The sequence below is a fragment of the Actinoplanes sp. NPDC026670 genome, from assembly GCF_040638175.1.
In the GTDB taxonomy this organism is placed as follows: domain Bacteria; phylum Actinomycetota; class Actinomycetes; order Mycobacteriales; family Micromonosporaceae; genus Actinoplanes.
Genome location: NZ_JBEZXU010000008.1, coordinates 122277 through 146892 on the forward strand (window position 1 = coordinate 122277; position 24616 = coordinate 146892).

Here is a 24616-nt window from a genome sequence, read left to right on the forward strand (position 1 = left end):
GACGGCTGACGAGGGCCGGTGCTTCTGGGAGAAGCACCGGCCCTTGCTCGTTGCCGTTCCAGGGTTCAGCGGGCCGCGGCCAGGCCGAACGACGACGGCTTCACCTTCGGGAAGACCGTGTCCAGGGCGCCCAGGCCGCAGCGCTTCTGCAGCACCTCGCCGATCACCGAACGGTAGTCGGTGGTCGCCTTCAGGTCGCCGGCGATCAGCGCCTGCGGGTCCAGGGTCGGCCAGTCGCCGTACACCCGGCCACCGCGGATGCCGCCGCCGAGCAGCATCATCGCGTTGCCGTGGCCGTGGTCGGTGCCGCGGGAGCCGTTCTCCTTCACCCGGCGGCCGAACTCGCTGATCGTCAGAACCGTCACGTTCTTCATGCCCGCCTCGCCGAGATCGGTGACGAACGCGGCCAGCGCGGTGGAGAAGTCGAGCAGGTTGTCGTACATCCGCTCGCCGGCCACCGCCGGGCCGAGCCCCTGGTGCATGTCCCAGTCGCCACAGTCCACCGCGGCCGTGACCAGCCCGGACTTCGCCTTGATCAGCCGGGCCACGTCACGCAGCGCGCCGCCCAGGTCGGAGTCGGGGTAGACCGCGCCGTTGGCCGGGGCGTACGTGCCCTTGACCGTGGCGGTGGCGGCCAGCGCCCGGTCAGCGGCCAGAGCGGGCGCCGCCAGCACGGCGGGGACGTCGGCGTACATCGCCCGCAGCGCCGCCGCCATCGGCCTCTTGCCGTCGGCGGTGAGGGTGAACTCGTCCAGGCCCCGCATCGACACGTCGGACGCCGGGCCGGACATCAGCCGGGCCGGCATCGCGTCGCCCATCGACACCGCCGCCAGCGGCCCCGACGCGCCGGTCAGGCCGAGCATCCGGTCCAGCCAGCCGCTGCGGATCGAGGTGCCGGGCGCGGCGTTCTCCATCGCCTCCATGGCCGCGAAGTGCGACCGGGTCGGGTCGGGCTGGCCGATCGCGTGCACGGCGGCCAGCTTGCCGGCCTTCCACTGCGGCAGCAGCGGGGCCAGCGCCGGGTGCAGGCCGAACATGCCGCCGTCCCCGGCGATCACCTTGGCTTTCGGCACCGCGATGCCCGGCCGTGCCTTGAAGTAGTCGGCGTCCCCGATCGGCGCGAACGCCGACAGGCCGTCGAATCCGCCACGCATCGACACCACGACCAGGGTGTCCCCGGTGTAGGTTCCGGCGGCGAAGGCCAGGCTGGTGCTCAGGGTCTCCCCGGCCAGCCCGGCCAGCGCGGCCCCGGCGCCGACGGTCAGGCCGCGGCCGAGCAGCCCGCGGCGGGTGAGCTGTACCTTCTCGTTCTCGTCACAGCAGAGCAGTGGTGCGGTCATCGGTCACCTCAGCTGGAAGGACGGCGAGTCAAGAACAAGCGCGATGAGGTACGGCGCAGAGCCGGCCAGCGACTTGTCCTTGGCGGTCAGAGGACTGGTCGGCACCTTCCCGGCGACACTGAGCACGGCGGCGGTGTGGCCGGCCGGCAGTTTCGCCCCGATCAGCCGCACCGCGATCGCGTCGACGAGCGCGCCGTACGTGCCCGGCAGCACCGGCACCAGCGACTTCAGCAGGTCGGCGGGCCGGGTCAGCTGCTTCGGGTACCAGCCGGCGGCCAGGTTCAGGTGCAGGTTGCAGCGCATCAGGAACGCCGACGGCGACGCCCACGCGGCGGCCACGTCCGGGAAGCCGTCCGGGGTGCTCCAGCGGAACGGCGCGTTCCCGGCCTCGACCAGGTGGTTGTAGAGCGCGTCGAGCGACTTCACCCCGGAAGCGTCCGGGCCGAGGCCGAGCACCCGCACCGTGGCGACGGCGTCCTCGAACGGGGTGCGCGCCTTCTGCCCGGCCGAGCCGGCGAACTCCGGCGACAGGAACAGCGCCCGCAGCACCGGCACGATCGCGGTGTCGTTGTCCAGGTAGACCTTCTTCAGCTTGGCCACCAGCGACTCCGGGGCCGTGTCGGCGACGAACCGGACGCACAGCTTGCGGGCGATCCGCTCGGCGGTCTCCGGGCGGCGGGCCAGGTGGTCGATGAAGGCGAACGCGGCGGCCTCACCGTCGGCGGCGGCGTTGGCGTGCCGGAAACCCAGGATGTCGACGGCGCCGGTGGCGTGCAGCGAGGCGTCGTAGACGTACGCCCGCGACGACTTGCCGACCGTCATGCCGGTGAGCAGGCGGGCCGCGGCCAGCACGTCGGGCTCGGAGTGGTGGCCGACGCCGACGGTGTGCAGCTCCAGCAGCTCACGGGCGTAGTTCTCGTTCGGGTGCGCCTTGGTCGACGAACGCTGGTCCAGGTAGGTCAGCATGGCCGGGTGCCGGGCGCTGGCCTTGAGCATGTCGGCGAACTTCCCGAGCGCGTGCTTGCGGATGACCGTGGTGTCGTAGTCGGCACGGGTGTCCCAGACACCGCTGGACGGGGCGGTCACGTGCAGGTGGTTCGCCCAGAACGCGACGGCCTGCTCGAACAGCTGCCGCTCGCTCCACGCGGCCCGCGCAAAGGCGGCCCGGCCGAGCTGCTTGAACGCGTCGTACGAGTCCTTCGCCAGCTTCGCGCGCACGGTGACCGGGTCGGCGCCGGCCATCGGCAGCCGCTTGACGACCTCGTCGCACCGGGTGTCGCTGATCCGCGCCGGGTCGAGCTGCCGGTCCAGCCAGCCGTTCACACCCAGCCGCCGGGCCTCGGCCAGCGACTCCGGGGTGGCGCCGAAGGTGGCGCGGCGCAGCAGGTGGGCGATCGGGTCGTCGCCCAGCGTCCGGGCCAGGTCGAGGGCGGGCGCGGCCTGGGCGGCGGCGGGCGTCTCGACGGCCAGGCCGGTGACGGTGAGGGCGGCGGTGGCGACGGAACCGGCGAGCACGGTACGGCGGGTCGGCTTTGTCATGCCAGACGGTTCGGCCCGCGAGCCGGATCGAGGCACGGCTGCAACCGTGACTAACGGACCCGCAATCCGGGCGCACCCGTGACCGGAAACCATGCCCTGACTTAGTCTCAAGACCGTGGATCAGGCTGAAACCGTACGTACCCCGTCCTCCTGGGTCGTCGTCGGGCTAGACAACGGCGGCACCTGCAACAACGCCACAGTTCTCGACGCGACGGGGCAGTTCCTCGTCAGCGACCTCGTGGAGAACCCGAGCCGGGTGCTCGAAGGCCCCGAGTCGGCCGTCGAGGCCCTCGCCGACGCCTTCGGCAACATTCTGGAGCTGACCAGGACACCGCTGTCGCTGGTCCGTGCCGTCGGGCTGGACACTCCGGGCCCGGCCAGCGCGCACGGGGTGATCTCGTCGAAGGGCGCGACCAACTTCAACCAGGTGTCCTGGCACGGGTTCGACATCCGGGGCGCCCTGGAGACCCGGCTCGGCATGCCGGTGGTCTACAACAACGACGGCAACGCGGCCGCCCTCTACGCGCACCACCAGCACTTCGGGGCCGAGGCGCCGGCCAACTCGTCGGTCTCCGCGATCGTCGGCACCGGCCTGGGCGGCGGCGTGGTCGAGGCCGGGCACGTGGTCCGCGGCGCGGCCGGGATGGCCGGCGAGCTGGGGCACGTGCAGATCCCGCTGCACGGGGTCCTCGAGGAGGGCCAGCCGGTCCCGATGTGCAACTGCGGGTTCGCCGGCGACGTGGAGAGCATCGCCTCGCTCACCGGCATCAAGAACAACCTGCTGCCGTACTGGCTGACCCGCTTCCCGGACCACCCGCTCGCCGGCGAGCCGATCGCCAAGGCGGCCAAGGCGCTGCGCGGGTACGGCGAGAAGGAGGACCCGATGGCGCTGGCCGTCTTCGGGCAGCAGGCCAAGGCGATCGGCAAACTGTTCACCATCGCGGCGAACTTCACCGACCCGTCGGCGTACTTCCTGGGCGGCGGCGTGGTCGAGGCGGCGCCGCACTTCCGGCAGTGGTTCCTCAACTCGGTGCGGGAGAGCACCGACCTGCGTGACGAGCAGAAGGCGGTCGCCACCTTCGCGCTGGTCCCCGACCGGGACATGGCCGGGGCCCGGGGCGCGGCGGTGGCCGCGCTGAAGTCGGTCACTCCTCTTTGAGGGCGGCCGCCACGTCCGGGAACATCGGCAGGTAATCGCTGAGCCCGAGGGTGTCGAAAAGCCGGCGCAGGAAGCCCGACGGGGCGGCGAGACGGACCCAGCCGCCCCGTTCCGCGGCCCGGCCGTGCGCGGTGACCAGCACACCGACGCCCATCGAGTCACAGAAGTCGAGGCCTGACACGTCCACCACGACGCGCGGGGCGGGACGCTCGACGAGCCGGGTCAGGTTCGCCTTGAGCGCCGGCGCGGTGTCGATGTCGAGTGATCCGCGCAGGACCAGCACGGCCGTGTTCGGTGGATGGTGCGCGACCGAGACCTGCATATGCGTGTGTCCTTACGTGGAACGGGCTCGCTGGGGATCGATGAATACCCTATGCGAGCCCGTCACCACACGCAGGTTGCGCCACTCAGGACGCGTTGCGCCACTTGCGCCCGTTGCGGCCGATCAGCCGGTCGGCGTCGGTCGGGCCCCAGGACGCGGCCTCATACGTCGGGATCGGCGAGGTGTCCTTGTTCCAGTGCTCGATGATCGGGTCGACGATCCGCCAGCTGTGCTGCACCTCGTCACTGCGGATGAAGAGCGACGCGTCACCGATCAGCGCGTCCAGCAGGAGCCGCTCGTACGCCTCCGGAGACTCCTCGACGAACGTCTGATCGTACGAGAAATCCATGCTCGCCGTCCGCACCCGGAACGAGTGGCCGGGCACCTTGGCGCCGAAGCGCAGCGAGATGCCCTCGTTGGGCTGAATCCGCAGGATCAGCGCGTCGGCCTCCAGGCCGGTGAGCTGATCGGTCGGGATCGGCAGGTGCGGCGGCCGCTGGAACTGGAGCGCCACCTCGGTGAGCCGGGCCGGCAAGCGCTTGCCCGTGCGCACGTAGAAGGGCACCCCGGCCCAGCGCCAGTTGTCCACGTTGAGGCGCATCGCCGCATACGTCTCGGTACGCGACAGCGGGTCGACGCCGACCTCCTCGCGGTAGCCGGCCATCAGCTCCTCGCGGGTGCCGCCCCGGGTGTACTGCCCGCGCACCGCGGCGTCGGCGATGTCCCGGTCGGTGGGCAGCCGGATCGCCTGGAGCAGTTTCACCTTCTCACTGCGCAGGCCCTCGCCGCCGAACGACGCGGGCGGCTCCATCAGGGCCAGCGCGAGGACCTGGAGCACGTGGTTCTGCACGATGTCGCGCATCGCGCCGGCGTGCTCGTAGAAGCCGCCCCGGGTGCCGACGCCGAGGGTCTCGGCCACGGTGATCTGCACGTGGTCGACCCAGGACCGGTCCCAGATGGGCTGGAAGATCGAGTTGGCGAAGCGCAGCGCCAGCACGTTCTGAACGGTGTCCTTGCCCAGGTAGTGGTCGATCCGGAAGACCTGGTTCTCGTCGAACGCGCTGTGCACGATGCCGTCCAGCTCACGGGCGGTGGCCAGGTCACGCCCGTACGGCTTCTCGATCACCAGCCGGGAGAAGGAGCCCTCCCGTGCCTGGTTGAGCCCGGCGCCGGCCAGCCCGTTGATCACCGGCTCGAACGCGCCGGCCGGGGTGGACAGGTAGAACAGCCGGTTACCGGCGGTGCCGCGGACCGCGTCCAGCTCGTCGAGAGTCTCGGCGAGGCGCTTGTAGGTGTCGGGGTCGTCGTAGCCGCCCGCCACGTACCGGATGCCTCCGGCCAGCTGGCGTTTCTCGGCGAGGCTGCGGCCGCCGAGCGCGCTCTCCGCGAACTGCTCGTCGCTCATCGGCGTCCGCGCGACACCCACCAGCGCGAACTGGTCGGGCAGCCGGCTGTGCCGGGCCAGGTTGTCCACCGCCGGCAGCAGCTTGCGGCGGGTCAGGTCGCCGGACGCGCCGAAGATCACCAGCGTGGCTGGCGGGGCGCTGCGCTCCTGGATGAGCTGAGGTGCGTGGTCCATGGTCTGCGAGTCCTCCGACCGGGTCGTAACCGTCCGTTTGAACCTTACGGCCGGTAACCCCCGGAGGGTTCATCAGCTTCCTGCAAAGCGGGACAACGTGGCGGTGAACACGTCCATAGCCCAGATGCGCCCGGACCATTGCGAAAAAAGTGGCAAACTGGGTTCAAAGGTCTGGCAACCGAGGGGGACCCTGTGAAGTACCGGCTCGTGACCCGTAGCGACTTCGACGGTCTCGTGTGTGCCGTACTGCTGCGCCATCTCGACATGATCGACGACATCCTCTTCGTGCACCCCAAGGACGTCCAGGACGGCGTCGTGGACATCTCCGACCGGGACATCCTCACCAACGTGCCGTACGACCCGCGCGCCAACATGGTCTTCGACCACCACCACTCGGAGACCCTGCGCAACACCGGCGGCCTGGACAACCACGTCATCGACGCGGAGGCCCCGTCGGCGGCCCGGGTGATCTACGAGCACTTCGGTGGCCGGGAGCGGTTCCCGAAGGTCACCGACGACCTGATGCGCGCCGTGGACCAGGCCGACTCGGCCGACTACACGCTCACCGACATCCTCAGCCCGACCGGCTGGACGCTGCTGAACTTCCTGATGGACAGCCGCACCGGCCTGGGCCGCTTCCGTAACTTCCGGATCTCCAACTACCAGCTGATGATGCAGCTCATCGACGCGTGCATCGAGCACAACGACGTCAACGAGATCCTCGCCCTGCCGGACGTGGTGGAACGCTCCGAGCTGTTCCACGAGTGCTCGCAGCGGTTCGTCGACCAGCTCCACCGGGTGTGCCACATGGAGGGCGACGTGGTGGTCGTCGACCTGCGCGACGAGGAGGTGATCGAGGCGGGCAACCGGTTCATGGTGTACGCGCTGTTCCCCGAGTCCCGGGTGTCGGTGCACATCATCTGGGGCCGGCAGAAGCTCAACACCGTCTTCGCCTGCGGCAAGTCGATCCTGGACCGCACGTCCCCGGTGGACATCGGCGAGGTGATGCTGCGTTACGGCGGCGGCGGCCACCTCGCGGCCGGTACCTGCCAGGTCCCGCACGACGAGTCGAGCCGGGTGGAACGGGAGATCATCGACGCGCTGCGCACCGAGCGGGTCGTCACCGTATGACCGTACGGGCGGGACCCTGAGGTCCCGCCCGTACGGCGCGCGGATCACGGGCCTTGCCCGGGCCCCACCCGCCGGTCGTGGTTCCGCGCCCCACGCGCTCGCCACGACGTTCCCTCACGCCCACCCGCGTGAGGTTTTCCCAAAATTGCAGGCCCGGCCTGCTTGGGAGTCTCTAGTCGCCCTTGTAGCTCCACTTGCTGCTGCCGGCGCCGACCGGTTCCTTCTCCTCCTCGGCCGGCTCCTTCTCGTCCTCCACCGGCTTCTCGTCCTCGACGGCCCGGTGCCGGTTGCGCAGCATCGTCCAGCCGGCGCCGAGCAGAGCCAGCGCCGCCACGATCCAGCCGGAGATCGAAACCCACGACGGGCCGTCGTCCAGCGCGTTGGAGACGAGGGCGCCGAACAGCGCGTCGTCGGCCGCCGTGGTGTCCGTCTCGGTGGCGAGCGGGTCGCCGTGGTGCGACACCGGCAGACCACCGTTCGACGGGGTCAGCGCCATCGTCGCGGGCATGGCCTGGCAGGTCTTCCCGTCGACGGTCTTCGGCTCGACCGTGAACCGCATCGTGCTCAGCGCCGGCATGGGGCCGATCGCCACGGTCAGGTCGGCGGCGGCGCCCGGCGCGATGGTGACGCCGTTGACCGCGATCCAGGTGATCGCCGACGCGGCCTCGGTCGCCGGGGTGCCACCGTGGATGGTGTCGAGTGGTACCTGCAGCTTCTGGTAGGTGATCTTCGGCGCCCAATCCGACACCGACAGCGGGTACACCTCGGCCACCGGCGTGTCCGCCGGGATCCTCAGTGTCACCTCGTTGACCGGAGACGCGCAGTCGTTCTTCACGTGGAAGCTCAGATTCGCTCCACTGCCCTGCGGCGCGGTCGCCGGATTCACCGTCACGTCCGCCATGGCGGCGCCGCCGGCGAACAGCACGCCGACAGCGGTCACAGCGGTGATCACGCCCGCACGGCGGGCCAGCCCGAGATGCCTCACGACATGTAGTTCGGATCACCGGTCCCGATGGTTCAAAGACGGACCCAGAAGATTTCCGGGAGATCTCGTGACGGATGATGAGCCCATGCGTGACGTGCCCATCGACGGCGACATGATCCGGCTCGGCCAGTTCCTCAAGCTCGCCGATCTCATCGACACCGGCGGCGAGGGCAAGATCCTCATCGCCTCCGGGGATGTGACGGTCAACGGCGAGGTCGACGTGCGCCGCGGCCGGCAGCTGCACCCGGGCGACGTGGTCGAGGTCCAGGGCCGCCGGGCCCGGGTGGTTTCTTAGCAAAAGCCGGAACCCCGGCGGGACCGGGCTCGTCGTACCCGGCATGACCACCAACCGCGGTCTGCTGACCGCCGTCGCCGTCCCCCTTCTGCTGCTGAGCGCCTGCGCGCGGCCCGGCGTCGCCGGTGAGGCCGGCGCCCCCGGCTCCGCCGCTCCGGTCACCGAGAGCACCACCGCCGATCCCACGACGATCGTCCTGCGTGTCGAATACCGCGGCGGTTTCGTCCCGGCCGAGACCATCCCCTCCCGGCTCCCGCAGTTCAGCGTCTACGCCGACGGCCGCGCCGTCACCGAGGGCCCGGTCACGCTGATCTATCCCGGCCCGGCCCTGCCGAACCTCCAGGAGATCAAACTCAGCGAGGCCCAGGTGAAGCAGCTGACCGCCGACGCGGTCGCCGCGGGCGTCCGGTCCGGAGCCGATTTCGGTACGCCCGGAGTCGCCGACATCCCCAGCACGAGGATCAGTGTCGTCACCGCCGGTGGCGAACAGTCCGTCGAGGTGATGGCCCTGAGTGAGGCCCGACCCGACGACACCTCGCTGACCGCGGCGCAGAAGACCGCCCGCACCAAGCTCGCCGGTTTCGTCAAGTCCCTGCACGACCTGTTCGCCGAGGCGGCCAGCCCGGCGGCGAAGGCCTACCAGGCGGAGCGGGTCGCCGTGCTGGCCTCGCCGTACCAGGACAACGGCGACGGCCTGAGCGGCGCCCCGGTCAAGTGGCCGGCCGCCGACCTGCCCGGCGCGTTCCTCAACCAGGAGCTGAAGATCAACTGCCTGACCGTGGAGGGCGCGGCGAAGGACGAGGTGCTCGCGCTGGCGGCGAAGGGCAACGAGCGGACCCAGTGGGAGTCGGCCGGCAAGAAGTGGCAGATCAAGTTCCGGCCGCTGCTGCCGGACGAGAAGGAGTGCGCCGACCTGCGGAGGCAGGCGTGAACCCGATCGGCGAACCGGTCGACGACGGCGCTCCGGTGTCCGGCCGGACCGGTGCCCGCCCCGCTCGCGAGGCGGGAGAGGGGGACCGCCGGCCGGGTCCGCGCGACGAGTCCACCGAACGGCCTGAGGCGGGTGCCCCGGCCGGGCAGCCACCCGCCGGCTCAGCTCCGCTCGGCTGACACCCCCAGCCATCTCGACGCTTCCATCGGTTCGCTCTCGGCGGCCGCGTTTCCTCCTGGAGGACGCGGCCGCCGTGCGCGCCGGCAGTGGGCGCCTCAGTGGACCTGGAGCAGGTCCACCACGAAGACGAGGGTCTCGTTCGGCTTGATCGCGCCGGCCGCGCCGCGCGAGCCGTAACCCAGCTCCGGCGGGATGACCAGCTTGCGGCGTCCGCCGACCTTCATCCCGGCGACACCCTGGTCCCAGCCGGCGATGACCTGCTGGCCGGCCACCCGGAAACCGAACGGCTCGCCCCGGTTGTAGGAGGCGTCGAACTCCTTGCCCGTGGACTGGGCGACACCCACGTAGTGGACGCTGACGAAGTCGCCGGCCTTGGCCTCCTGGCCCTCGCCCTGAACGATGTCCTCGATCAGCAGCTCGCTGGCCGGGGCATCCGGGATGGGGCCGACATCGGGCTTGTGCATGAATCCTCCTGGTTTCTTACTGACTCGGCCATGCAATCACAGGTCGATGGCCGGTGAACGAGCGGTGCCTGAACTCCGTACCCCCGGGTGGCTCCACCCAGCCGTACCCGGGAGATCTCATGTTTGTCCGCCGCATAGCCGCCGCCGCCCTGGTCGCGGTGGCCACCGTCCCTGCCGCGCCGTCGCCCGCGAGTGCCCACGGCGCGCCGATGACGCCGATCAGCCGCAGCGCCGCGTGCGCCGGCAACGGCGTCCAGCGTGACGCCGCGGCCTGCAAGGCCGCCCTCAAGGCGACCAGCGGGTTCCTCGGCGCCTACGACAACCTGCGCCTCGCCAACGTGCAGGACGATCGCACCCGGGTGCCGGACGGGAAGTTGTGCAGCGCCGGCATCGACCTCTACCGGGGGCTCGACCTGGCCCGTGACGACTTCCCGTCGACGCCTGTCAAGTCCGGGCAGAACCTGAAGATCACCTACCGGGGGACCATCCCGCACCAGGGCTCGTTCCGGATCTTCATCACCCGGCCGGGGTACGACCCGTCGAAGAAGCTCACCTGGAACGACCTCGGCGACCCGCTCACCGAGATCAAGGATCCGCCACTGACCGACGGGTCGTACCGGATGAAGGTGACCCTGCCGAAACGGGCCGGGCGGCACATCCTCTACGTGGTCTGGGAGACGTCCAGCACGCCGGACACCTACTACTCCTGCTCGGATCTGGTGTTCCCGGCTCCGGAAGTGAAGAAGACCGTCACACCGGCCGTGCAGAAGACGTCAGCGGCACCCACCCCGCCACCCACCGAGGAGCCGGAGCCGGCCGAGGAGCCGGCGCCGTCGATCACGCCCGAACTCGCCGCCGGAGTGACGACGGCCGACGACGGAATGATCGATCTCGGTCACTGGTTGATCGTCGGCGCTCTGGCCGTCGCCGCGCTGGTCGCGGGCGGTGCGGGCCTTTCCCGGCTGCGCCGGCGCGGAACTCGTTGAGAGTTCCCTGAATTTTCTGTTGAACCGCCGGCATCTGGATCTCGTACTGACGGGCGTCGACGATGCATTGCCTGTCAGGCCCCCCCAACGACGAAAGGCCAAGCATGAGTCGTGTTCGTTACCGCGCACCGGGCCGCACCTCGTGGCTGTCCCGCCGCCGCGTGCTGGCTCTGGCCGCGACAGGTGTGGGCGTCTCCGCTGCCGGTGTAGCCGGGCTGAGCCTCGCCGGAACGTCGGAAAGCGATGACGACGGCGCCCCGCTCGTGATCTCGCTGCGCGACGTCAAGAAGGGCACGATCGACGTCTTCTCCGGTGAGAAGGTCAAGACGATCACCGACAAGAAGCTCGTGGCCAGCCTGCTCAAAGCAGCCGGCCGCTGACTTCCGACGTTTCGACCTAACGTTCCCGACAGGAGATCCCCCCGAACATGTCTTCCCATCGTGAAGCGCCGGAGATCAGCAAGGACCCGGTTGCCGACAGCTCCGACCTGTACGCGTTCGTCAGCCCCGACGACCCGGACACCGTCACGATCATCGCCAACTACGTGCCGCTCCAGCTCCCGTCGAGTGGCCCGAACTTCTTCGAGTTCGGCGACGACGTGCTCTACGAGATCCACATCGACGCGAACGGTGACGCCCGCCCGGACATCACCTACCAGTTCCGGTTCCGTACCGAGCTGCGCAACGACAAGACGTTCCTGTACAACACCGGCCAGATCAAGTCGCTCGACGACGAGAACTGGAACCGCCGGCAGTTCTTCTCGGTGACGAAGGTCGACAGCCACGGCAAGAGCACGGTCCTGGCCAGCAAGCTGCCGTGCCCGCCGTGCAACGTCGGCAAGATCTCGATCCCGGACTACGCGAAGCTCGCCGAGGACGCCGTCCACAAGCTGAAGAGCCGGGAGAAGGTCTTCGCCGGCCAGCGCGCCGACGCCTTCTTCGTGGACCTGGGCTCGATCTTCGACCTCGGCACGCTGCGCCCGTTCCAGGACAAGCACCTGGTCGGCCAGCAGCTGTTCAACTACGCCGGCAAGGCGGTCAACGCCACCGACAAGACCAACGTGCACAGCATCGCCATCCAGATCCCGCTGGACATGGTCCGCCGCGACGGCAAGAAGCGGGTCCGGGCCAAGGACGCCGGCGCCGTGATCGGCGTGTGGACGTCGGCCAGCCGCCGCCAGGTCGAGGTGCGTGGCGACAAGGGCGCCGGTGACGTCGTGGTCGGCCCGCAGGTGCAGGTCTCGCGTCTGGGCAATCCGCTGTTCAACGAGGTCATCGTGCCGATGGCGCAGAAGGACAAGTGGAACAGCCTCCCGCCGAGCGAGGACAAGCGGTTCGCCGAGTTCGTCTCCACGCCCGAGTTGGGAGCGCTCCTGCCGGTGCTCTACCCGGGCCTCTTCGACAACCTGGCCGCGTTCAACAAGACCAAGGGCGCCCGTGCCGACCTGCTGGCGATCCTGCTGACCGGTATCCCGGACGGCATCATCGAGGGCTTCCAGAACAACACCGGCACGGTCCAGGCGGACATGCTGCGCCTGAACACGGCCATCCCGCCGGCCAAGAAGGAGAACGCCTTCGGTGTCGTCGGAGGCGACATCGCCGGCTTCCCGAACGGCCGCCGGATCGCCGACGACGTGGTCTCCATCTCGATCAAGGCGGTCGCCGGCGCGACCCTGCCGCTGGTCAACAAGGACTTCACGGCGGACGCCGCGTCCGGGCTGGTCGAGCAGGGCCTGAGCATCAAGGACGTGAGCGCCTCGCTGCTCAAGAAGTTCCCCTTCCTGCCCACCCCGTTCGACGGCTTCAACAACCCGTCCTGACGAGAACCACGAGGGAGTACGGCATGAGCCTCGGACACGGCGACCACCACCATCACCACCACACCTACGCCCCCTCCGGCCAGGGCACGGTGATGCTGAACATCGGCGGCACGATCGGCGCGCTGATCATCCACACGCCGGCCACCCTGCACGGCCACGAGATCGAGGTGTCCCCGGTCGGTGACAGCGGGCACCGGACCCACGCGGCGGTCCGCGCCAGGTACGTCCGGTCGGGTGTCACCTTCTGCGTGGTCATCGACAGTCTTCCGGAGGGCCGCTACACGGTCTGGCAGGACGACGAAACGCCGTACACGCAGGTCGAAGTCGTTGGTGGGGCGGTCGCCGAGGTCACCTGGCCGGCCAATCTGGTCCCTGGAAGGACGCCCGTGGCGGTCTAGTCTGGACGCCATGGCAGGCGGTCGGCTCCCGGGCCCGGCATCGCCGGGCGCGGACGTCCCGGTCCATGTCGGCCTGCGCACCTCCGACATGGACGAGGCCCGGGAGTTCTGCCGCAAGCTGTACTACGCACCACTGCGGATCGATCCGGTCGGTGACCCCGGCCGGATGCAGTTCTCCGCCGACGTGGTCACCATCGGCCCGATCACCCTCGGCGAGGTGCGGTACGGGACCGACATCCGGATCACCGTCGGGGCGCTGGAGACGGCCTATCACGTGCTGGTCCCGCTCAGCGGCGCGGTCCGGTCCCGCCATCGCGGCACGGTGGTCCAGGCCGACGCCACCCGCGCGGTCGTCTACCGCCCGACCGGCGACATCGAGCTCGACTGGCCCGGCACCTGCCGGCTGTTGAGCGTCAAGGTCGACCGCGCCGCCCTGGAACGCGAGGTGGACGCCGCCCTCGACCACCGGGTGGTCTCCCCGCTGCCGCTCGGCGCGAGCTTCGACCTGGTCGACGGCCCCGGCCGGACCTGGGCCGCCCTGACCCGCCTGCTGCTCAACGAGCTGCGCGGCCCGGACGCGCTGGCCAGCCGCCCCCGGATGGCCGCCCGCTGGCGCGACATGGTGGTCAGCGGCCTGGCCCTGACCGTCGAGCACCCCTACGGCGAGGAGCCCGCCGGCCTGCAGGGCCCGCACCGGCCGCGCACGGTGAAACGGGCCCTCGACGCGATGAACGCCGAACCGTGGCGGCAGTGGACCATCCACGACCTGGCCGCGCTGGCCGGCGTCGGCGTCCGCGTCCTCCAGGAGTCGTTCCGCCAGCACGTCGGCATGCCACCGCTCACCTACCTGCGCCGTCAGCGCCTCGACGGCGTGCACGCCGAGCTGTCCCGCTCCGATCCGGGCCGGGCCAGCGTGAGCGAGGTCGCCTACCGCTGGGGTTTCACCCATCTGGGCCGCTTCGCAGGCGCCTACCGGGACAGGTTCGGCGTCTCACCGTCCCAGACCCTCCGGGACCGCCTTTAGCCGTACGGCCACCGGCCCCCGACCGCACCGGCCCGGCACCGTCCCCTACCACGCGAGCGATGCGACAGTCCCGCCCGACAGCGCGCCCGCCGGGCGTATACGGTGGTCACCGCCCCGGTCGCGCCACGTGAGGTTCGCGTGGGACGTGTGGTGCGGGTCGGCACGGGGGTCAGAGCTCTACCCGCTGGCCCTTTCCGATCACGACCACGCCGTTGTCGCTCACCGTGTAGAGCTTGCGGTCGCGGTCGAGGTCGACGCCGATCTGGGCGCCCTCGGGGATCACCACGTTCTTGTCGATGATGGCGTTGCGGATCACCGCGCGGCGGCCGACCGAGACGCCCTCCATGATCACCGCGCCGTCCACGTGCGCCCACGAGTTGACCCGCACGTTCGGCGAGATGACCGAGCGCTCGACCAGGGCGCCGGAGACGACCACGCCGGGGGAGATCATCGAGTCGATGGCGCGGCCCTGCCGGTCGTCGTAGCCGTGCACGAACTTGGCCGGCGGCCACGAGCCGTAGTTGGTGAAGATCGGCCAGTCGTGGTTGTAGAGGTTGAAGATCGGCAGGGTGGCGATCAGGTCCATGTGGGCCTCGTAGAACGAGTCGAGCGTCCCCACGTCGCGCCAGTAGCCGCGGTCCCGGTCGGTGGCGCCGGGCAGCTCGTTGTCGCGGAAGTCGTAGACGTTCGCCTCGCCCTTCTCCACCAGCATCGGGATGATGTTGCCGCCCATGTCGTGCTTGCTGTCCGGGTTCTGCGCGTCGGCGGAGACCGCCTCGCACAATGCCCGGGTGGTGAAGACGTAGTTGCCCATCGACGCGTAGACCTCGTCGGGGGAGTCGGGCAGGCCGGTCGCGTCCTTCGGCTTCTCCCGGAACGCCTTGATCTTCTTGCCGTCCTCGGCGACGTCGATCACGCCGAACTGGTCGGCGAGCGACAGCGGCTGGCGGATCCCGGCGACGGTGACCGCGGCGCCCGAGGCGATGTGGTCGTTGACCATCTGCTTCGGGTCCATGCGGTAGATGTGGTCGGCGCCGAACACGATCACGTAGTCGGGCGACTCGTCGTTGATCAGGTTGAGGCTCTGGTAGATCGCGTCGGCCGAGCCGGCGAACCAGCGGGGCCCGAGACGCTGCTGGGCCGGCACCGGGGTGACGTAGTTGCCGAGCAGCGTCGACATCCGCCACGTCTTGGAGATGTGCCGGTCGAGGGAGTGCGACTTGTACTGCGTCAGCACGACGATCTTGAGGTACCCCGCGTTGGCGAGGTTGGACAGCACGAAGTCGATCATGCGATAGATGCCGCCGAACGGCACACCGGGTTTGGCCCGGTCAGCCGTCAAGGGCATCAGGCGCTTGCCTTCTCCACCAGCCAGAACGATCGCAAGCACCTTGACTGCCATGGGGAGGACGCTAATATTCCGGCCGCCCCCGCGCCACCCGAAAGGGCGGTTCGAAATATCTTGCTGGCGCTGCCACCTTCTTACCGGTCAGGCGGCGGCGTGCAAAGCATGCTCGCGGATCAGCGTGTCGATCGTGTCGGCATCGGCCGGACGGCCGTAGTGGTAACCCTGCACCAGCGGGCACCCGAGGTCGCGCAGCAGCCCGGCCTGAACGGGCGTCTCCACACCCTCGGCCACCGCGAGCAGGTCCTGGCTGCGGGCCAGTTCCAGGATCGCCCTGGTCAGGCTCACGTCCTGAGGGCGGGGCGGGTCCTGGTGCCGGCGGATGAACGACTGGTCGATCTTCAGGATGTCGACCGGCAGGGCGTGCAGGTACGCCAGCGACGAGTACCCGGTGCCGAAGTCGTCGATCGCGATCCGGATCCCGTGCGCCCGCAGCTCACCCAGCACCGGCGTGTCCGCCGCGTCGATCAGCACCGATTCGGTGATCTCCAGCACCAGCGCCGCCGCGGGCAGCCCGGTGTCGGACAGGGTCGCCAGCACCGACGCGGTGAACCCGGGATCACGCAGCTGGTGGGTGGAGACGTTGACGGTCAGGTAGAGGCCGTGCTCCCGGTGCCAGACGGCGGCCTGCGCGCACGCCAGCCGCAGCGCCCGGGCCCCGATCGCCCCGATCAGCCCGGTCTGCTCGGCGACCGGGATGAACACCCCGGGCGGCACCAGCTCGCCGTCGCGCCGCCAGCGCATCAGCGCCTCCACCGCGACGGTCCGGCCGGCGACGGTGTCGACGACCGGCTGGTAGTGCATGAACAGGGTGCCGTCGGCCAGCGCCTGGCGCAGCCCGGCGGCGATCCGGGTGCGCTCGGACTGCTCGGCCCGCAGCGACTCGTCGAACCGGGCGGTCCGGGCCCCGCCCGCCTGCTTGGCGGCGCGCAGCGCCAGATCGGCGTCACCGAGGACGGCGTCGTTGCCCGGCGCCCCGTCGGCCAGCCCGGCCCGCGCGGTCAGGTGGATGCGGCGCTCGTCGACGGCGTACGGCGCGGCCGACACCGCCGTCACCACCCGCTCGGCCAGCGCCGCCGCGTCGGTCCCGGAGGTGATCAGGAACCCGAACTCGTCGCCGCCCAGCCGGGCCACCAGCTCCACCTCGGGGGCGAACAGCAGCAGCCGCCCGGCCACCTGGCGCAGCACGGTGTCGCCGACGTGGTGGCCGTACGTGTCGTTGATCTCCTTGAACCCGTCCAGCGCGCAGAGGATCAGCGCGTACGGCCGGTCCCCGGCGACCGCCCGGCCCAGATGGTCGAGCAGCAGGTCGCGGTTGGCCAGCCCGGTCAGGCCGTCGTGCCCGGCCCGGTGGGCGAGCCGCCGCTGGAGCACCTCCTGCTCGTCCAGGGCCGCCCGGGCCTGCTTGGCGCGGCGTTCGGCGAGCCGGGCCAGCACCACGATCCGCAGCAGCAGGAGCCCGCACAGCGCGGCGGTCAGCAGCCCCGGGACGATGATCACCGGGGTGGGGTTGGCGACGGCCGGCAGCACCGGGCTGGCCACCGCGGCGGCGTACATGACGATCAGGGTGGTCCGGCCGGGTGACTTGTCGGCGGCCCGGTCCTGGGCGGCCTGCGGGTGCATGGCGGCCGCCACGATCAGCACCCACCAGAGTTGCAGGATCAGGTGCGGCCCGCCGCCGGGCAGCAGCAGCCGGGCGTCCCCGCCGGCGATCGCGATGTAGACGAGATGCGCGGCGATCAGGGCCGCGCCACTGCCGGCGACGAGCAGGCCGGGAACCCGCCGGGAGCCGGTCGCGGCGCGCAGCGCGGTCGCCAGGATCGCCAGGTCGAGGACCGAGTAGAGCATCGCCGGCGCGTCGTCGACCACCCGGTAGCCGGGCTGGCCCAGGTAGGGCAGGACGATGAACGACCAGGCCAGCATCGCCAGCGCCAGGACCACGGCGGCGGCCTCGGCGGCGCCCCCGGGCCGGCGGGGGCGGCTGAACTGGAGCGTGGCCGCCGCGTGCAGGGCGAACTGGACGGCCAGGGTCAGTTCCATCGGCATGGTCGCCGGGACGCCGCCCCGGACGGTCCACCAGAGCGACGCGGCGGTCCCGGCCGCGCTCGCCGCGCTGAACAGCCACCAGCCACACCGGTGCCGCCGGGCCGCCCGGAACAGCACCACGGTCCCGGCCGCCTGCAGGATCAGCCAGCCGTACGGGCCGCCCAGCAGGTGCACGGCGAGCACGGCGGCGGCGCCACCCGCGAGGGTGACCTGCCAGGCCGGGATGCGGTGGATGGGCACGTCGCCATGTCACCCCACGCCGGTTGCGGTTCGGTTGCCACGACGGTCGGTTTCCGGAGCGTGCACCCGATGGCAACCACGGCCGGCCGCCTTCGCCGCGTAGAGGGCCACGTCGGCGTCGCGCAGCGCCCCGGCGCAGCTGTCCACGTCGTCGAGCGCGAGCACGCCGATGCTGGCCGACACCCGGACCACCGTGCCGCCGAGCAGGTGCTCGACGGCGGCCGCCCGCAGCAGCCGGTCCGCGACGCCGATCGCGTCGCCGGGGACGATGACCGCGAACTCGTCGCCGCCGAGCCGGGCCACCTGGCCGTCCGCGGCGATCCGCCGGAACGCGCCGCCCAGCGCGACCAGCAGCTCGTCGCCGACCGGATGGCCCAGGGTGTCGTTGACCTCCTTGAACCCGTCCAGGTCGAGCAGCAGCAGCCAGCCGCGGTCACCGGCGGGCCGGCCGACGGCGACGGTGAGGGCCTCGGTGAGCGCGGCCCGGTTGCCGAGGCCGGTCAGCGGGTCGTGGGTGGCCCGGTGCTCCAGCTCGGCCCGCAGCGCCTCCTGCTCGCGCAGCGCGGCGTCCAGCGCCCTCGCCCGGCGCTGGGCCAGGTTGCCGAGCATGCCCATCCGCAGCACCAGCAGCACGCTGACGCCGGCCCCGATCAGCATCGGCAGCACGAACATGTGCAGGCCGTCCTCGCCCGCCGGCGGCTGCCCCGGCCCCGGCCCGGCCATCCGGGGCAGCGCGTTCAGGCCGGTCATCAGCGGGTAGAACGCGATCAGCACGGCGAACAGGCCGAGCCGGGTCCGGGACAGCGTCTCCGGGTCGGCGCCCCGCTCGGCCCGTGCCATCGACGGGTGCAGGGCGGCCGCGCCGATCATCAGGTGGCCGGTCATCCAGGCCACGATGTGCCAGACGGCCGGCGGCCGGTCCGAGGCGGCGTACGCGGCATCCGCGGCGAACAGCAGGAACGTGCTCGCCGCGATCAGCTGGTGGGCCCGGTTGCGCGGGTTGCCGGCCAGCAGCAGCACGGCCGCGGCCGCGAGGCGCAGCAGGGTGAGGATCGTGTAGAAGCCGAACACCGCGGCCGGGGTCGGGTGGTGCCAGCGTTCGGCGAGCACCGGGCCGATCACCATCGGCCAGGCGCCGGCCATGACACCGAGCACCACCATCGCCCCGTCGAGCAGGTTGGCCCCCCAGTCAGCGGGCCGCGAGCAGACCCGTACCCGTACCACCATCGCCGCCGTGACCAGCAGGAACGCCGAACTGAGGGCGAGCTGGTCGAGGAGCGGGCCGGGGCCGCGCGGGCCGGCCAGATGGGTCAGGGCGAAGCAGAACAGCCCGCCCGCCAGCAGTTTCCAGAAGAGCGCGTTCGCCGGCCGGCGCAGGCGGATCCCGGCCAGGACGGCCAGCCCGGCGCACGCCTCCACGCCGGCCAGCGCCCACTCGCTGCCCGGCTGGGGCAGCAGCAGGGCGCCGAGGGTCACCGCCACCCCGCCGAGCAGGAAGCCGGGCCACAGCCAGTAGTCGAGCCGTCTCACGCCCGCACCCATCGTCACCGTCGGCGGCCGACCTGAGGGGGCGGCTAAGCTCCAAGCGTGACGGACTCCCGACTGCGCGCCGACCTGATCACCCGCGAGTACCCGCCGGAGGTCTACGGCGGCGCCGGGGTCCACCTCGAGTATCTGGCCCGTGACCTGCGCGATCTCGCCGACGTGCGGGTGCACTGCTTCGGCGCGCCGAGGGACGAGCCGGGCGTCACGGCGTACCCGGAGCCGGCCGAGCTGGCCCAGGCCAACGCCGCGCTGCGCACCATGGGGGTCAACCTGGCGATCGCCCAGGGCTGTGCCGGCGCCGACGTGGTGCACAGTCACACCTGGTATGCCAATTTCGCCGGCCACACCGCGAAACTGCTGCACGGCGTCCCGCACGTGGTGACCACGCACAGCCTGGAGCCGCTGCGCCCGTGGAAGGCGGAGCAGCTCGGCGGTGGTTACGCGCTCTCCTCGTTCTGCGAGCGGACCGCGATCGAGAACGCCGACGCGATCATCGCGGTCTCCGGCGGGATGCGGCGTGACGTGCTGCGGGCGTACCCGTCGGTCGACCCGGACCGGATCCAGGTCGTCTACAACGGCATCGACACCGAGCTCTACCAGCCCGATCACGGCACCGACGTGGTCGACCGGCTGGGCATCGACCGCAACCGGCCGAGCGTGGTGTTCGTCGGCCGGATCACCCGGCAGAAAGGCCTGCCTTACCTGATGCGGGCCTGCCACGATCTGCCGGCCGATGCCCAGATCATCCTTCTCGCCGGAGCTCCGGACACCCCGGAGATCGCGGCTGAGGTGGCGACGCTGGCGGCGGATCTTCAAAAGACCCGCTCGGGCGTGATCTGGGTGCAGGAGATGCTGCCGAAACAGGAGGTCATCCAGGTCCTCACGCACGCCACGGTCTTCGTCTGCCCGTCGATCTACGAGCCGATGGGCATCGTCAACCTGGAGGCGATGGCCTGCGAGACCGCGGTGGTCGCCACCGCGACCGGCGGCATCCCTGAGGTGGTCGCCGACGGCGAGACCGGCCTGCTGGTCCCGATCGACCAGCTCCAGGACGGTACGGGCACGCCCGTCGACCCGGAGAAGTTCGTCGCCGACCTGGCCGCCACCCTGACCCGGGTGCTCAACGACCCGCAGCTCGCCGAGCGGATGGGCAAGGCCGGCCGCCGCCGGGCGGTGGAGAGGTTCAGCTGGGCGCGGATAGCCGGGGACACCCTGGAGATCTACCGGTCGGTGCTGTGAGCCTGCTCCGCAGGCCCCCGGTCCGGGTGGCCATGCTGCTGTCGGCTGTCCTGTTCACGGCGGCGGTGCTCGGGATCGGCCTGGTCCGGGCCGCGTTCTACGACCCGCCGTCCCGGGCCGGGGACACCGTGGCGGTGGCCGACGCGCCCACCCAGACGGTGACCGGGCTGTGCGGAGCGACGCCGGTGTCGGCGCCCCGGGAGCTGCGTGGCATGTGGCTCACCACGGTCTACAACATCGACTGGCCGAGCCGGCCGGGGCTGCCGCAGGAGCAGGTCCGCTCGGAGTACCTGCGGTGGCTGGACCTGGCCGTCGCGCAGAACCACAATGCGATCTTCGTGCACGTGCGCCCGAGCGGCGACGCGTTCTGGAAGTCCGACTACGCCCCGTGGTCGAACTGGCTGACCGGCCGGCTCGACGGCGCGGATCCGGGCTGGGATCCGATGGCGTTCATGGTCGACGAGGCCCACAAGCGCAACCTGGAGTTCCACGCCTGGTTCAACCCGTACCGGGGCACCCAGTTCGCGCCGGACGGGGCCGGCACCGACCTGTCGAAGCTGCCGGCGAACCATCCGCTGGTGGTGCACCCGGAGTGGCGGATCGCGCACCCGTCGGGCGCGAAGGGCCGCTTCTACTACGACCCGGGCAATCCGGAGGCGCGGAAGTTCGTCGAGGACGCGATGCTGGAGGCGGTCGCGAGGTACGACGTCGACGGCGTCCACTTCGACGACTTCTTCTACCCGTACCCCGGCGACGGCAAGGGCCAGGACTTCCCGGACGACGCGTCGTTCGCGAAGTACGGCGGCGGGCGGAGTCGCGCCGACTGGCGGCGGGACAACGTGAACACCCTGGTCCGCGAGATGAGACAGCGGATCGCCGAGGTCAAGCCGTGGGTCAAGTTCGGGATCAGCCCGTTCGGGATCTGGCGCAACGGCGGCGAGGGCTCGGACACCAACGGCCTGGAGAGCTACAGCGCCATCTACGCCGACACCCGCACCTGGGTCCGTGAGGGCTGGCTCGACTACATCGTCCCGCAGCTGTACTGGACGATCGGGTTCGACAAGGCCGACTACGCGAAGGTGCTGCCCTGGTGGTCGAAAACGGTCAAGGGCACCGGGGTGCAGCTTTACATCGGGATGGCCGACTACCGGGTCGGGGAGAAGGGCGACTGGAGTGATCCGGCCGAGCTCGACCGGCAGATGGCGCTGAACGACAAGTTCGGTGTGCAGGGCCAGGTCCACTACAGCGCCGCCTCGGTCCGCGACGACAAGCTGGGGGCGGCCACCCGGTACCGGGCGAAGCACTACGCGGCGCCGGCGTTGCTCCCGCGGATCGCGCGGCTCCCGGCCGCCGCGCCGGCGGCGCCCCGGATCACCGCGGCGACCAGGTCCGATGCGGGCGTGGTCACCCTGACGGTCGCGGACGGCGGTGGCACGAGCTGGGCCCTCTACCGTACGGCGAAGGGCGCCGCGTCCCTGGTCGCGACGGGCCGGGCGGGCAGTCCCGTGGTCGATCTCAAGCCGCCGGCGGGCCCGGCCACCTACTGCGTCAGCGGCCTCGACAGGTCGGCCAACGAGGGCCCGCTGAGCAGCCCGTTCACCACTGCTGGGTAAATCTGGGGTTTTGTCCTGAACGTGTCATTTACGGCGTTAGCGTGAGCCGTGCCCCGAATGATCGCGCTGACGGCCACCACTCTCGCCGCCGTGCTCACCCTGCCCGCCGCCGCGCTGGCCGCCCAGCCCGGTGAGCCGTCCCGGCCGGTGGCGGCGACGGTGCTGCCGCCACCGCCACCCGACGAGCCGGCCGGCGAACGGCTGACCGCGCTCCTGCTGGCCGCCGGTGACCTGCCCACCGGGTTCAAGCCGCAGACGAGCCCGGCCGACGACCTGTTCGCCCGGATCCCGTCCGAGATCGCGGCGTGCGGCACGGGCGCCCGGGTGCCGGCCGGGACGGTGTACCGCGAGTACGTGCGCGGGCCCGGTGACGAGGAACTGCTGATCGAGACCCTGGCCGAGCCCGGGGCCGCCGCGGCGCGGGCCACGGTCGCCAAGATCGCCGGGGTGCTGCCCGGGTGCACGTCGTTCACCAGGGCCGCGGGGGAACTGCCGATGGAGCTCAGGTTCGCGCTCACCCCGTACCCCAAGGCTCCTAAGATCGGTGACGCCTCGGCGGCCGTGAGTTTCGTGATGACCGTGCCCACCATGAGTCTGACCGTGAAGGGCCGTCTGCTGGCCGCCGCGGCCGGGAAGGCCCAGGTCACCGTCATGTTGATGACCGAGGCCGACCCGAGGACAGCCGATCTGGAGGCCGCCGCCCGCACCGCGGCCGGCAAGCTCGCGGTCAGCCGCTGACCCGGCCGCCGCCGACCTGGAGGCGCCGGCCGGTGGCGACCGCCTCCAGCATCCGCCGGTCGTGGGTGACCAGCAGCAACGTGCCGGTGTAGGACGCCAGCGCCGACTCCAGCTGCTCGATGGCCGCCAGGTCCAGGTGGTTGGTCGGCTCGTCGAGGACCAGCAGGTTCACACCGCGCGCCTGGAGCAGGGCCAGCGCGGCCCGGGTCCGCTCGCCGGGGGAGAGGGTGACCGCCGGGCGCAGCACGTGCGCCGACCGCAGGCCGAACTTCGCCAGCAGCGTGCGCACGTCGGCGTCCGGCCAGTCCGGCACCGCGGCGCCGAACGCCCGGGCCAGCGGCTCGCCGCCGAGGAACAGGCCGCGCGCCTGGTCGACCTCGCCGACCACCACGCCCGGCCCCAGATGCTGCGTGCCCGATTCGAGGGGGATCCGGCCGAGCAGGGCGGCCAGCAGAGTGGACTTGCCCGACCCGTTGGCGCCGGTGATCGCCACCCGGTCAGCCCAGTCGATCTGCAGCGTCACCGGGCCGAGCGTGAAGTCGCCACGGCGGACCACCGCGTCCCGCAGGGTGGCCACGACCGCGCCGGCCCGGGGCGCGGTGGCGATCTCCATCCGCAGCTCCCACTCCTTGCGGGGCTCCTCGACCACCTCCAGGCGCTCCAGCATCCGCTCGGTCTGCCGGGCCTTGGCGGCCTGCTTCTCGCTGGAGTCGGCCCGGAACGCCTTGATGTTCTTGTCGTTGTCGGTGGCCTTGCGACGGGCGTTGCGCACCCCCTTGTCGGCCCAGCCACGCTGCATCCGGGCCCGTTCGAGCAGGTCCTCCTTCTTGTCGGCGTACTCCTCGAACTCCTCGCGGGCGTGCCGGCGGGCCCGGTCACGTTCCTCGAGATAGGACTCGTAGCCGCCGCCGAACAGGTTGACCTGGTTCTGCGCCAGGTCGAGTTCGAGGACCTTGGTGACGGTCCGGGTGAGGAACTCGCGGTCGTGGCTGACCAGCACCGCGCCCGCGCGCAGCCCGGACACGAACGCCTCCAGCCGGGCCAGCCCGTCCAGGTCGAGATCGTTCGTCGGCTCGTCGAGCAGATAGATGTCGTAGCGGCTGAGCAGCAGCGACGCCATCCCGGCCCGGGCCGCCTGACCGCCGGACAGGGCGGTCATCGGCAGGTCCAGATCGAACCCGAGGTCGGCCTCGGCGATCCGCTCCTCCAGGTCGGCGCCGCCCAGGTCGAGCCACTTGTCCAGCGCCGCCGCATAGCGGTCGTCGGCGCCCGGCAGCTCCCGGCCCAGCTCGTCGGCGGCCGTGTCCATCGCCTCCTGCGCCGCGGTGACGCCGGTGCGGCGGCCGAGGAAGTCGCGCACGCTCTCGCCCGGCCGGCGCTCCCGCTCCTGCGGGAGATATCCGACGTTGGCGGTGGGCGGGCTCAGCGCGACGCTCCCGCTCTCCGTGGGGATCAACCCGGCGAGGGTACGCAGCAGCGTCGTCTTGCCCGCGCCGTTCACCCCGACCAGGCCGATCACATCGCCGGGCGCGACGACCAGGTCGAGGTCGGTGAAGAGGGTGCGGTCCCCGTGTCCCGCCGCGAGTTGCCGGGCGATAAGTGTGGCGCTCATCCGCCCATCCTCTGATATTCACGGGT

At 71.2% G+C, this 24616-nt stretch carries 22 protein-coding genes; 12 read left to right on the forward strand and 10 right to left on the reverse strand.

What is annotated here, in order from left to right:
* Window positions 1-65 precede the first annotated feature (65 nt).
* Window positions 66-1340 carry a DUF1501 domain-containing protein gene (locus AB0E94_RS10570; protein ID WP_360324846.1) on the reverse strand — a complete coding sequence of 425 codons (1275 nt, stop codon included), beginning with the start codon at window positions 1338-1340 and terminating at the stop codon, window positions 66-68.
* A gap of 3 nt (window positions 1341-1343) precedes the next feature.
* Complete coding sequence (locus AB0E94_RS10575; protein ID WP_360324848.1) at window positions 1344-2879, reverse strand: DUF1800 domain-containing protein; 1536 nt, start codon at window positions 2877-2879, stop codon at window positions 1344-1346.
* A 115-nt stretch (window positions 2880-2994) separates the two neighbouring features.
* Here AB0E94_RS10575 and AB0E94_RS10580 point away from each other — a divergent pair, with 115 nt between their 5' ends.
* A complete protein-coding gene (locus AB0E94_RS10580; RefSeq protein ID WP_360324850.1) occupies window positions 2995-4038 on the forward strand; it encodes an ROK family protein in 1044 nt (347 codons plus the stop codon).
* On the opposite strand, the gene AB0E94_RS10585 is transcribed toward AB0E94_RS10580, so the two are convergent.
* Window positions 4025-4360: an STAS domain-containing protein gene (locus AB0E94_RS10585; protein WP_093611709.1), complete on the reverse strand. Its 336-nt coding sequence runs from the start codon at window positions 4358-4360 to the stop codon at window positions 4025-4027. The two genes, AB0E94_RS10580 and AB0E94_RS10585, sit on opposite strands and share 14 nt — an antisense overlap.
* A gap of 85 nt (window positions 4361-4445) precedes the next feature.
* Entirely contained in the window at window positions 4446-5939 is a 1494-nt protein-coding gene (zwf, locus tag AB0E94_RS10590; protein WP_360324853.1) for a glucose-6-phosphate dehydrogenase, read from the reverse strand.
* A gap of 192 nt (window positions 5940-6131) precedes the next feature.
* Here zwf and AB0E94_RS10595 point away from each other — a divergent pair, with 192 nt between their 5' ends.
* Complete coding sequence (locus tag AB0E94_RS10595) at window positions 6132-7070, forward strand: exopolyphosphatase (protein WP_360324856.1); 939 nt, start codon at window positions 6132-6134, stop codon at window positions 7068-7070.
* 172 nt (window positions 7071-7242) lie between these two features.
* Here AB0E94_RS10595 and AB0E94_RS10600 read toward each other — a convergent pair whose 3' ends face one another.
* The gene (locus AB0E94_RS10600) at window positions 7243-8055 is read right to left on the reverse strand and encodes a DUF1775 domain-containing protein (RefSeq protein WP_360324858.1); all 813 of its coding nucleotides are present in this window, start codon (window positions 8053-8055) and stop codon (window positions 7243-7245) included.
* Between the two features lie 85 nt (window positions 8056-8140).
* Between AB0E94_RS10600 and AB0E94_RS10605 the strand changes: the two genes are divergently transcribed.
* Window positions 8141-8350 (forward strand): RNA-binding S4 domain-containing protein, encoded by a 210-nt coding sequence (locus AB0E94_RS10605; RefSeq protein ID WP_360324861.1) that lies wholly within the window; start codon window positions 8141-8143, stop codon window positions 8348-8350.
* 43 nt (window positions 8351-8393) lie between these two features.
* Window positions 8394-9281, forward strand: coding sequence for a hypothetical protein (locus AB0E94_RS10610; RefSeq protein WP_360324863.1), 888 nt, complete (start codon window positions 8394-8396; stop codon window positions 9279-9281).
* A gap of 275 nt (window positions 9282-9556) precedes the next feature.
* Here AB0E94_RS10610 and AB0E94_RS10615 read toward each other — a convergent pair whose 3' ends face one another.
* A complete protein-coding gene (locus tag AB0E94_RS10615; protein ID WP_360324866.1) occupies window positions 9557-9925 on the reverse strand; it encodes an FKBP-type peptidyl-prolyl cis-trans isomerase in 369 nt (122 codons plus the stop codon).
* Window positions 9926-10044: 119 nt separating this feature from the next.
* Here AB0E94_RS10615 and AB0E94_RS10620 point away from each other — a divergent pair, with 119 nt between their 5' ends.
* The 5 genes from AB0E94_RS10620 (at window position 10045) to AB0E94_RS10640 (ending at window position 14152) form a co-directional block, all read left to right on the forward strand.
* Window positions 10045-10911 carry a lytic polysaccharide monooxygenase gene (locus AB0E94_RS10620; RefSeq protein ID WP_360324868.1) on the forward strand — a complete coding sequence of 289 codons (867 nt, stop codon included), beginning with the start codon at window positions 10045-10047 and terminating at the stop codon, window positions 10909-10911.
* Window positions 10912-11015: 104 nt separating this feature from the next.
* Window positions 11016-11291, forward strand: coding sequence for a hypothetical protein (locus AB0E94_RS10625; protein WP_317792334.1), 276 nt, complete (start codon window positions 11016-11018; stop codon window positions 11289-11291).
* 47 nt (window positions 11292-11338) lie between these two features.
* Window positions 11339-12730, forward strand: a complete 1392-nt coding sequence (locus AB0E94_RS10630; RefSeq protein WP_360324870.1) for a DUF4331 domain-containing protein — start codon at window positions 11339-11341, stop codon at window positions 12728-12730.
* Between the two features lie 23 nt (window positions 12731-12753).
* The gene (locus AB0E94_RS10635; protein WP_360324872.1) at window positions 12754-13128 is read left to right on the forward strand and encodes a phospholipase; all 375 of its coding nucleotides are present in this window, start codon (window positions 12754-12756) and stop codon (window positions 13126-13128) included.
* A gap of 10 nt (window positions 13129-13138) precedes the next feature.
* A complete protein-coding gene (locus tag AB0E94_RS10640) occupies window positions 13139-14152 on the forward strand; it encodes an AraC family transcriptional regulator (protein WP_360324875.1) in 1014 nt (337 codons plus the stop codon).
* A 169-nt stretch (window positions 14153-14321) separates the two neighbouring features.
* Here AB0E94_RS10640 and glgC read toward each other — a convergent pair whose 3' ends face one another.
* The 3 genes from glgC to AB0E94_RS10655 all read right to left on the reverse strand — a co-directional run bounded on the left by glgC (window position 14322) and on the right by AB0E94_RS10655 (window position 19373).
* Entirely contained in the window at window positions 14322-15554 is a 1233-nt protein-coding gene (gene glgC / locus AB0E94_RS10645; protein ID WP_360324877.1) for a glucose-1-phosphate adenylyltransferase, read from the reverse strand.
* Between the two features lie 87 nt (window positions 15555-15641).
* Window positions 15642-17843, reverse strand: coding sequence for an EAL domain-containing protein (locus AB0E94_RS10650; protein WP_360324879.1), 2202 nt, complete (start codon window positions 17841-17843; stop codon window positions 15642-15644).
* Window positions 17844-17852: 9 nt separating this feature from the next.
* Entirely contained in the window at window positions 17853-19373 is a 1521-nt protein-coding gene (locus AB0E94_RS10655; protein WP_360324882.1) for a GGDEF domain-containing protein, read from the reverse strand.
* A 57-nt stretch (window positions 19374-19430) separates the two neighbouring features.
* Between AB0E94_RS10655 and glgA the strand changes: the two genes are divergently transcribed.
* Genes glgA through AB0E94_RS10670 form a run of 3 tightly spaced genes read left to right on the forward strand, consistent with a single transcriptional unit; the run spans window position 19431 to window position 22978 of the window.
* The gene (gene glgA, locus AB0E94_RS10660; RefSeq protein ID WP_360324884.1) at window positions 19431-20627 is read left to right on the forward strand and encodes a glycogen synthase; all 1197 of its coding nucleotides are present in this window, start codon (window positions 19431-19433) and stop codon (window positions 20625-20627) included.
* The gene (locus tag AB0E94_RS10665; RefSeq protein WP_360324887.1) at window positions 20624-22240 is read left to right on the forward strand and encodes a family 10 glycosylhydrolase; all 1617 of its coding nucleotides are present in this window, start codon (window positions 20624-20626) and stop codon (window positions 22238-22240) included. The genes glgA and AB0E94_RS10665 overlap by 4 nt, the downstream gene beginning before the upstream one ends.
* Before the next feature lie 57 nt (window positions 22241-22297).
* Window positions 22298-22978: a hypothetical protein gene (locus AB0E94_RS10670; protein WP_360324890.1), complete on the forward strand. Its 681-nt coding sequence runs from the start codon at window positions 22298-22300 to the stop codon at window positions 22976-22978.
* On the opposite strand, the gene AB0E94_RS10675 is transcribed toward AB0E94_RS10670, so the two are convergent.
* Window positions 22968-24590 carry an ABC-F family ATP-binding cassette domain-containing protein gene (locus AB0E94_RS10675; RefSeq protein ID WP_360324892.1) on the reverse strand — a complete coding sequence of 541 codons (1623 nt, stop codon included), beginning with the start codon at window positions 24588-24590 and terminating at the stop codon, window positions 22968-22970. The two genes, AB0E94_RS10670 and AB0E94_RS10675, sit on opposite strands and share 11 nt — an antisense overlap.
* Between the last annotated feature and the right edge of the window lie 26 nt (window positions 24591-24616).

Bases quoted from the DNA above. Each gene is read 5' to 3' on its own strand.
- AB0E94_RS10635 (WP_360324872.1), top strand. From the start codon at position 12,754: ATGAGCCTCGGACACGGCGACCACCACCATCACCACCACACCTACGCC.
- glgC (WP_360324877.1), bottom strand. From the start codon at position 15,554: ATGGCAGTCAAGGTGCTTGCGATCGTTCTGGCTGGTGGAGAAGGCAAG.
- AB0E94_RS10575 (WP_360324848.1), bottom strand. From the start codon at position 2,879: ATGACAAAGCCGACCCGCCGTACCGTGCTCGCCGGTTCCGTCGCCACC.
- AB0E94_RS10630 (WP_360324870.1), top strand. From the start codon at position 11,339: ATGTCTTCCCATCGTGAAGCGCCGGAGATCAGCAAGGACCCGGTTGCC.
- AB0E94_RS10585 (WP_093611709.1), bottom strand. From the start codon at position 4,360: ATGCAGGTCTCGGTCGCGCACCATCCACCGAACACGGCCGTGCTGGTC.
- AB0E94_RS10625 (WP_317792334.1), top strand. From the start codon at position 11,016: ATGAGTCGTGTTCGTTACCGCGCACCGGGCCGCACCTCGTGGCTGTCC.
- AB0E94_RS10615 (WP_360324866.1), bottom strand. From the start codon at position 9,925: ATGCACAAGCCCGATGTCGGCCCCATCCCGGATGCCCCGGCCAGCGAG.
- AB0E94_RS10620 (WP_360324868.1), top strand. From the start codon at position 10,045: ATGTTTGTCCGCCGCATAGCCGCCGCCGCCCTGGTCGCGGTGGCCACC.
- zwf (WP_360324853.1), bottom strand. From the start codon at position 5,939: ATGGACCACGCACCTCAGCTCATCCAGGAGCGCAGCGCCCCGCCAGCC.
- AB0E94_RS10605 (WP_360324861.1), top strand. From the start codon at position 8,141: ATGCGTGACGTGCCCATCGACGGCGACATGATCCGGCTCGGCCAGTTC.
- AB0E94_RS10570 (WP_360324846.1), bottom strand. From the start codon at position 1,340: ATGACCGCACCACTGCTCTGCTGTGACGAGAACGAGAAGGTACAGCTC.
- AB0E94_RS10675 (WP_360324892.1), bottom strand. From the start codon at position 24,590: ATGAGCGCCACACTTATCGCCCGGCAACTCGCGGCGGGACACGGGGAC.
- AB0E94_RS10640 (WP_360324875.1), top strand. From the start codon at position 13,139: ATGGCAGGCGGTCGGCTCCCGGGCCCGGCATCGCCGGGCGCGGACGTC.
- AB0E94_RS10670 (WP_360324890.1), top strand. From the start codon at position 22,298: ATGATCGCGCTGACGGCCACCACTCTCGCCGCCGTGCTCACCCTGCCC.
- AB0E94_RS10610 (WP_360324863.1), top strand. From the start codon at position 8,394: ATGACCACCAACCGCGGTCTGCTGACCGCCGTCGCCGTCCCCCTTCTG.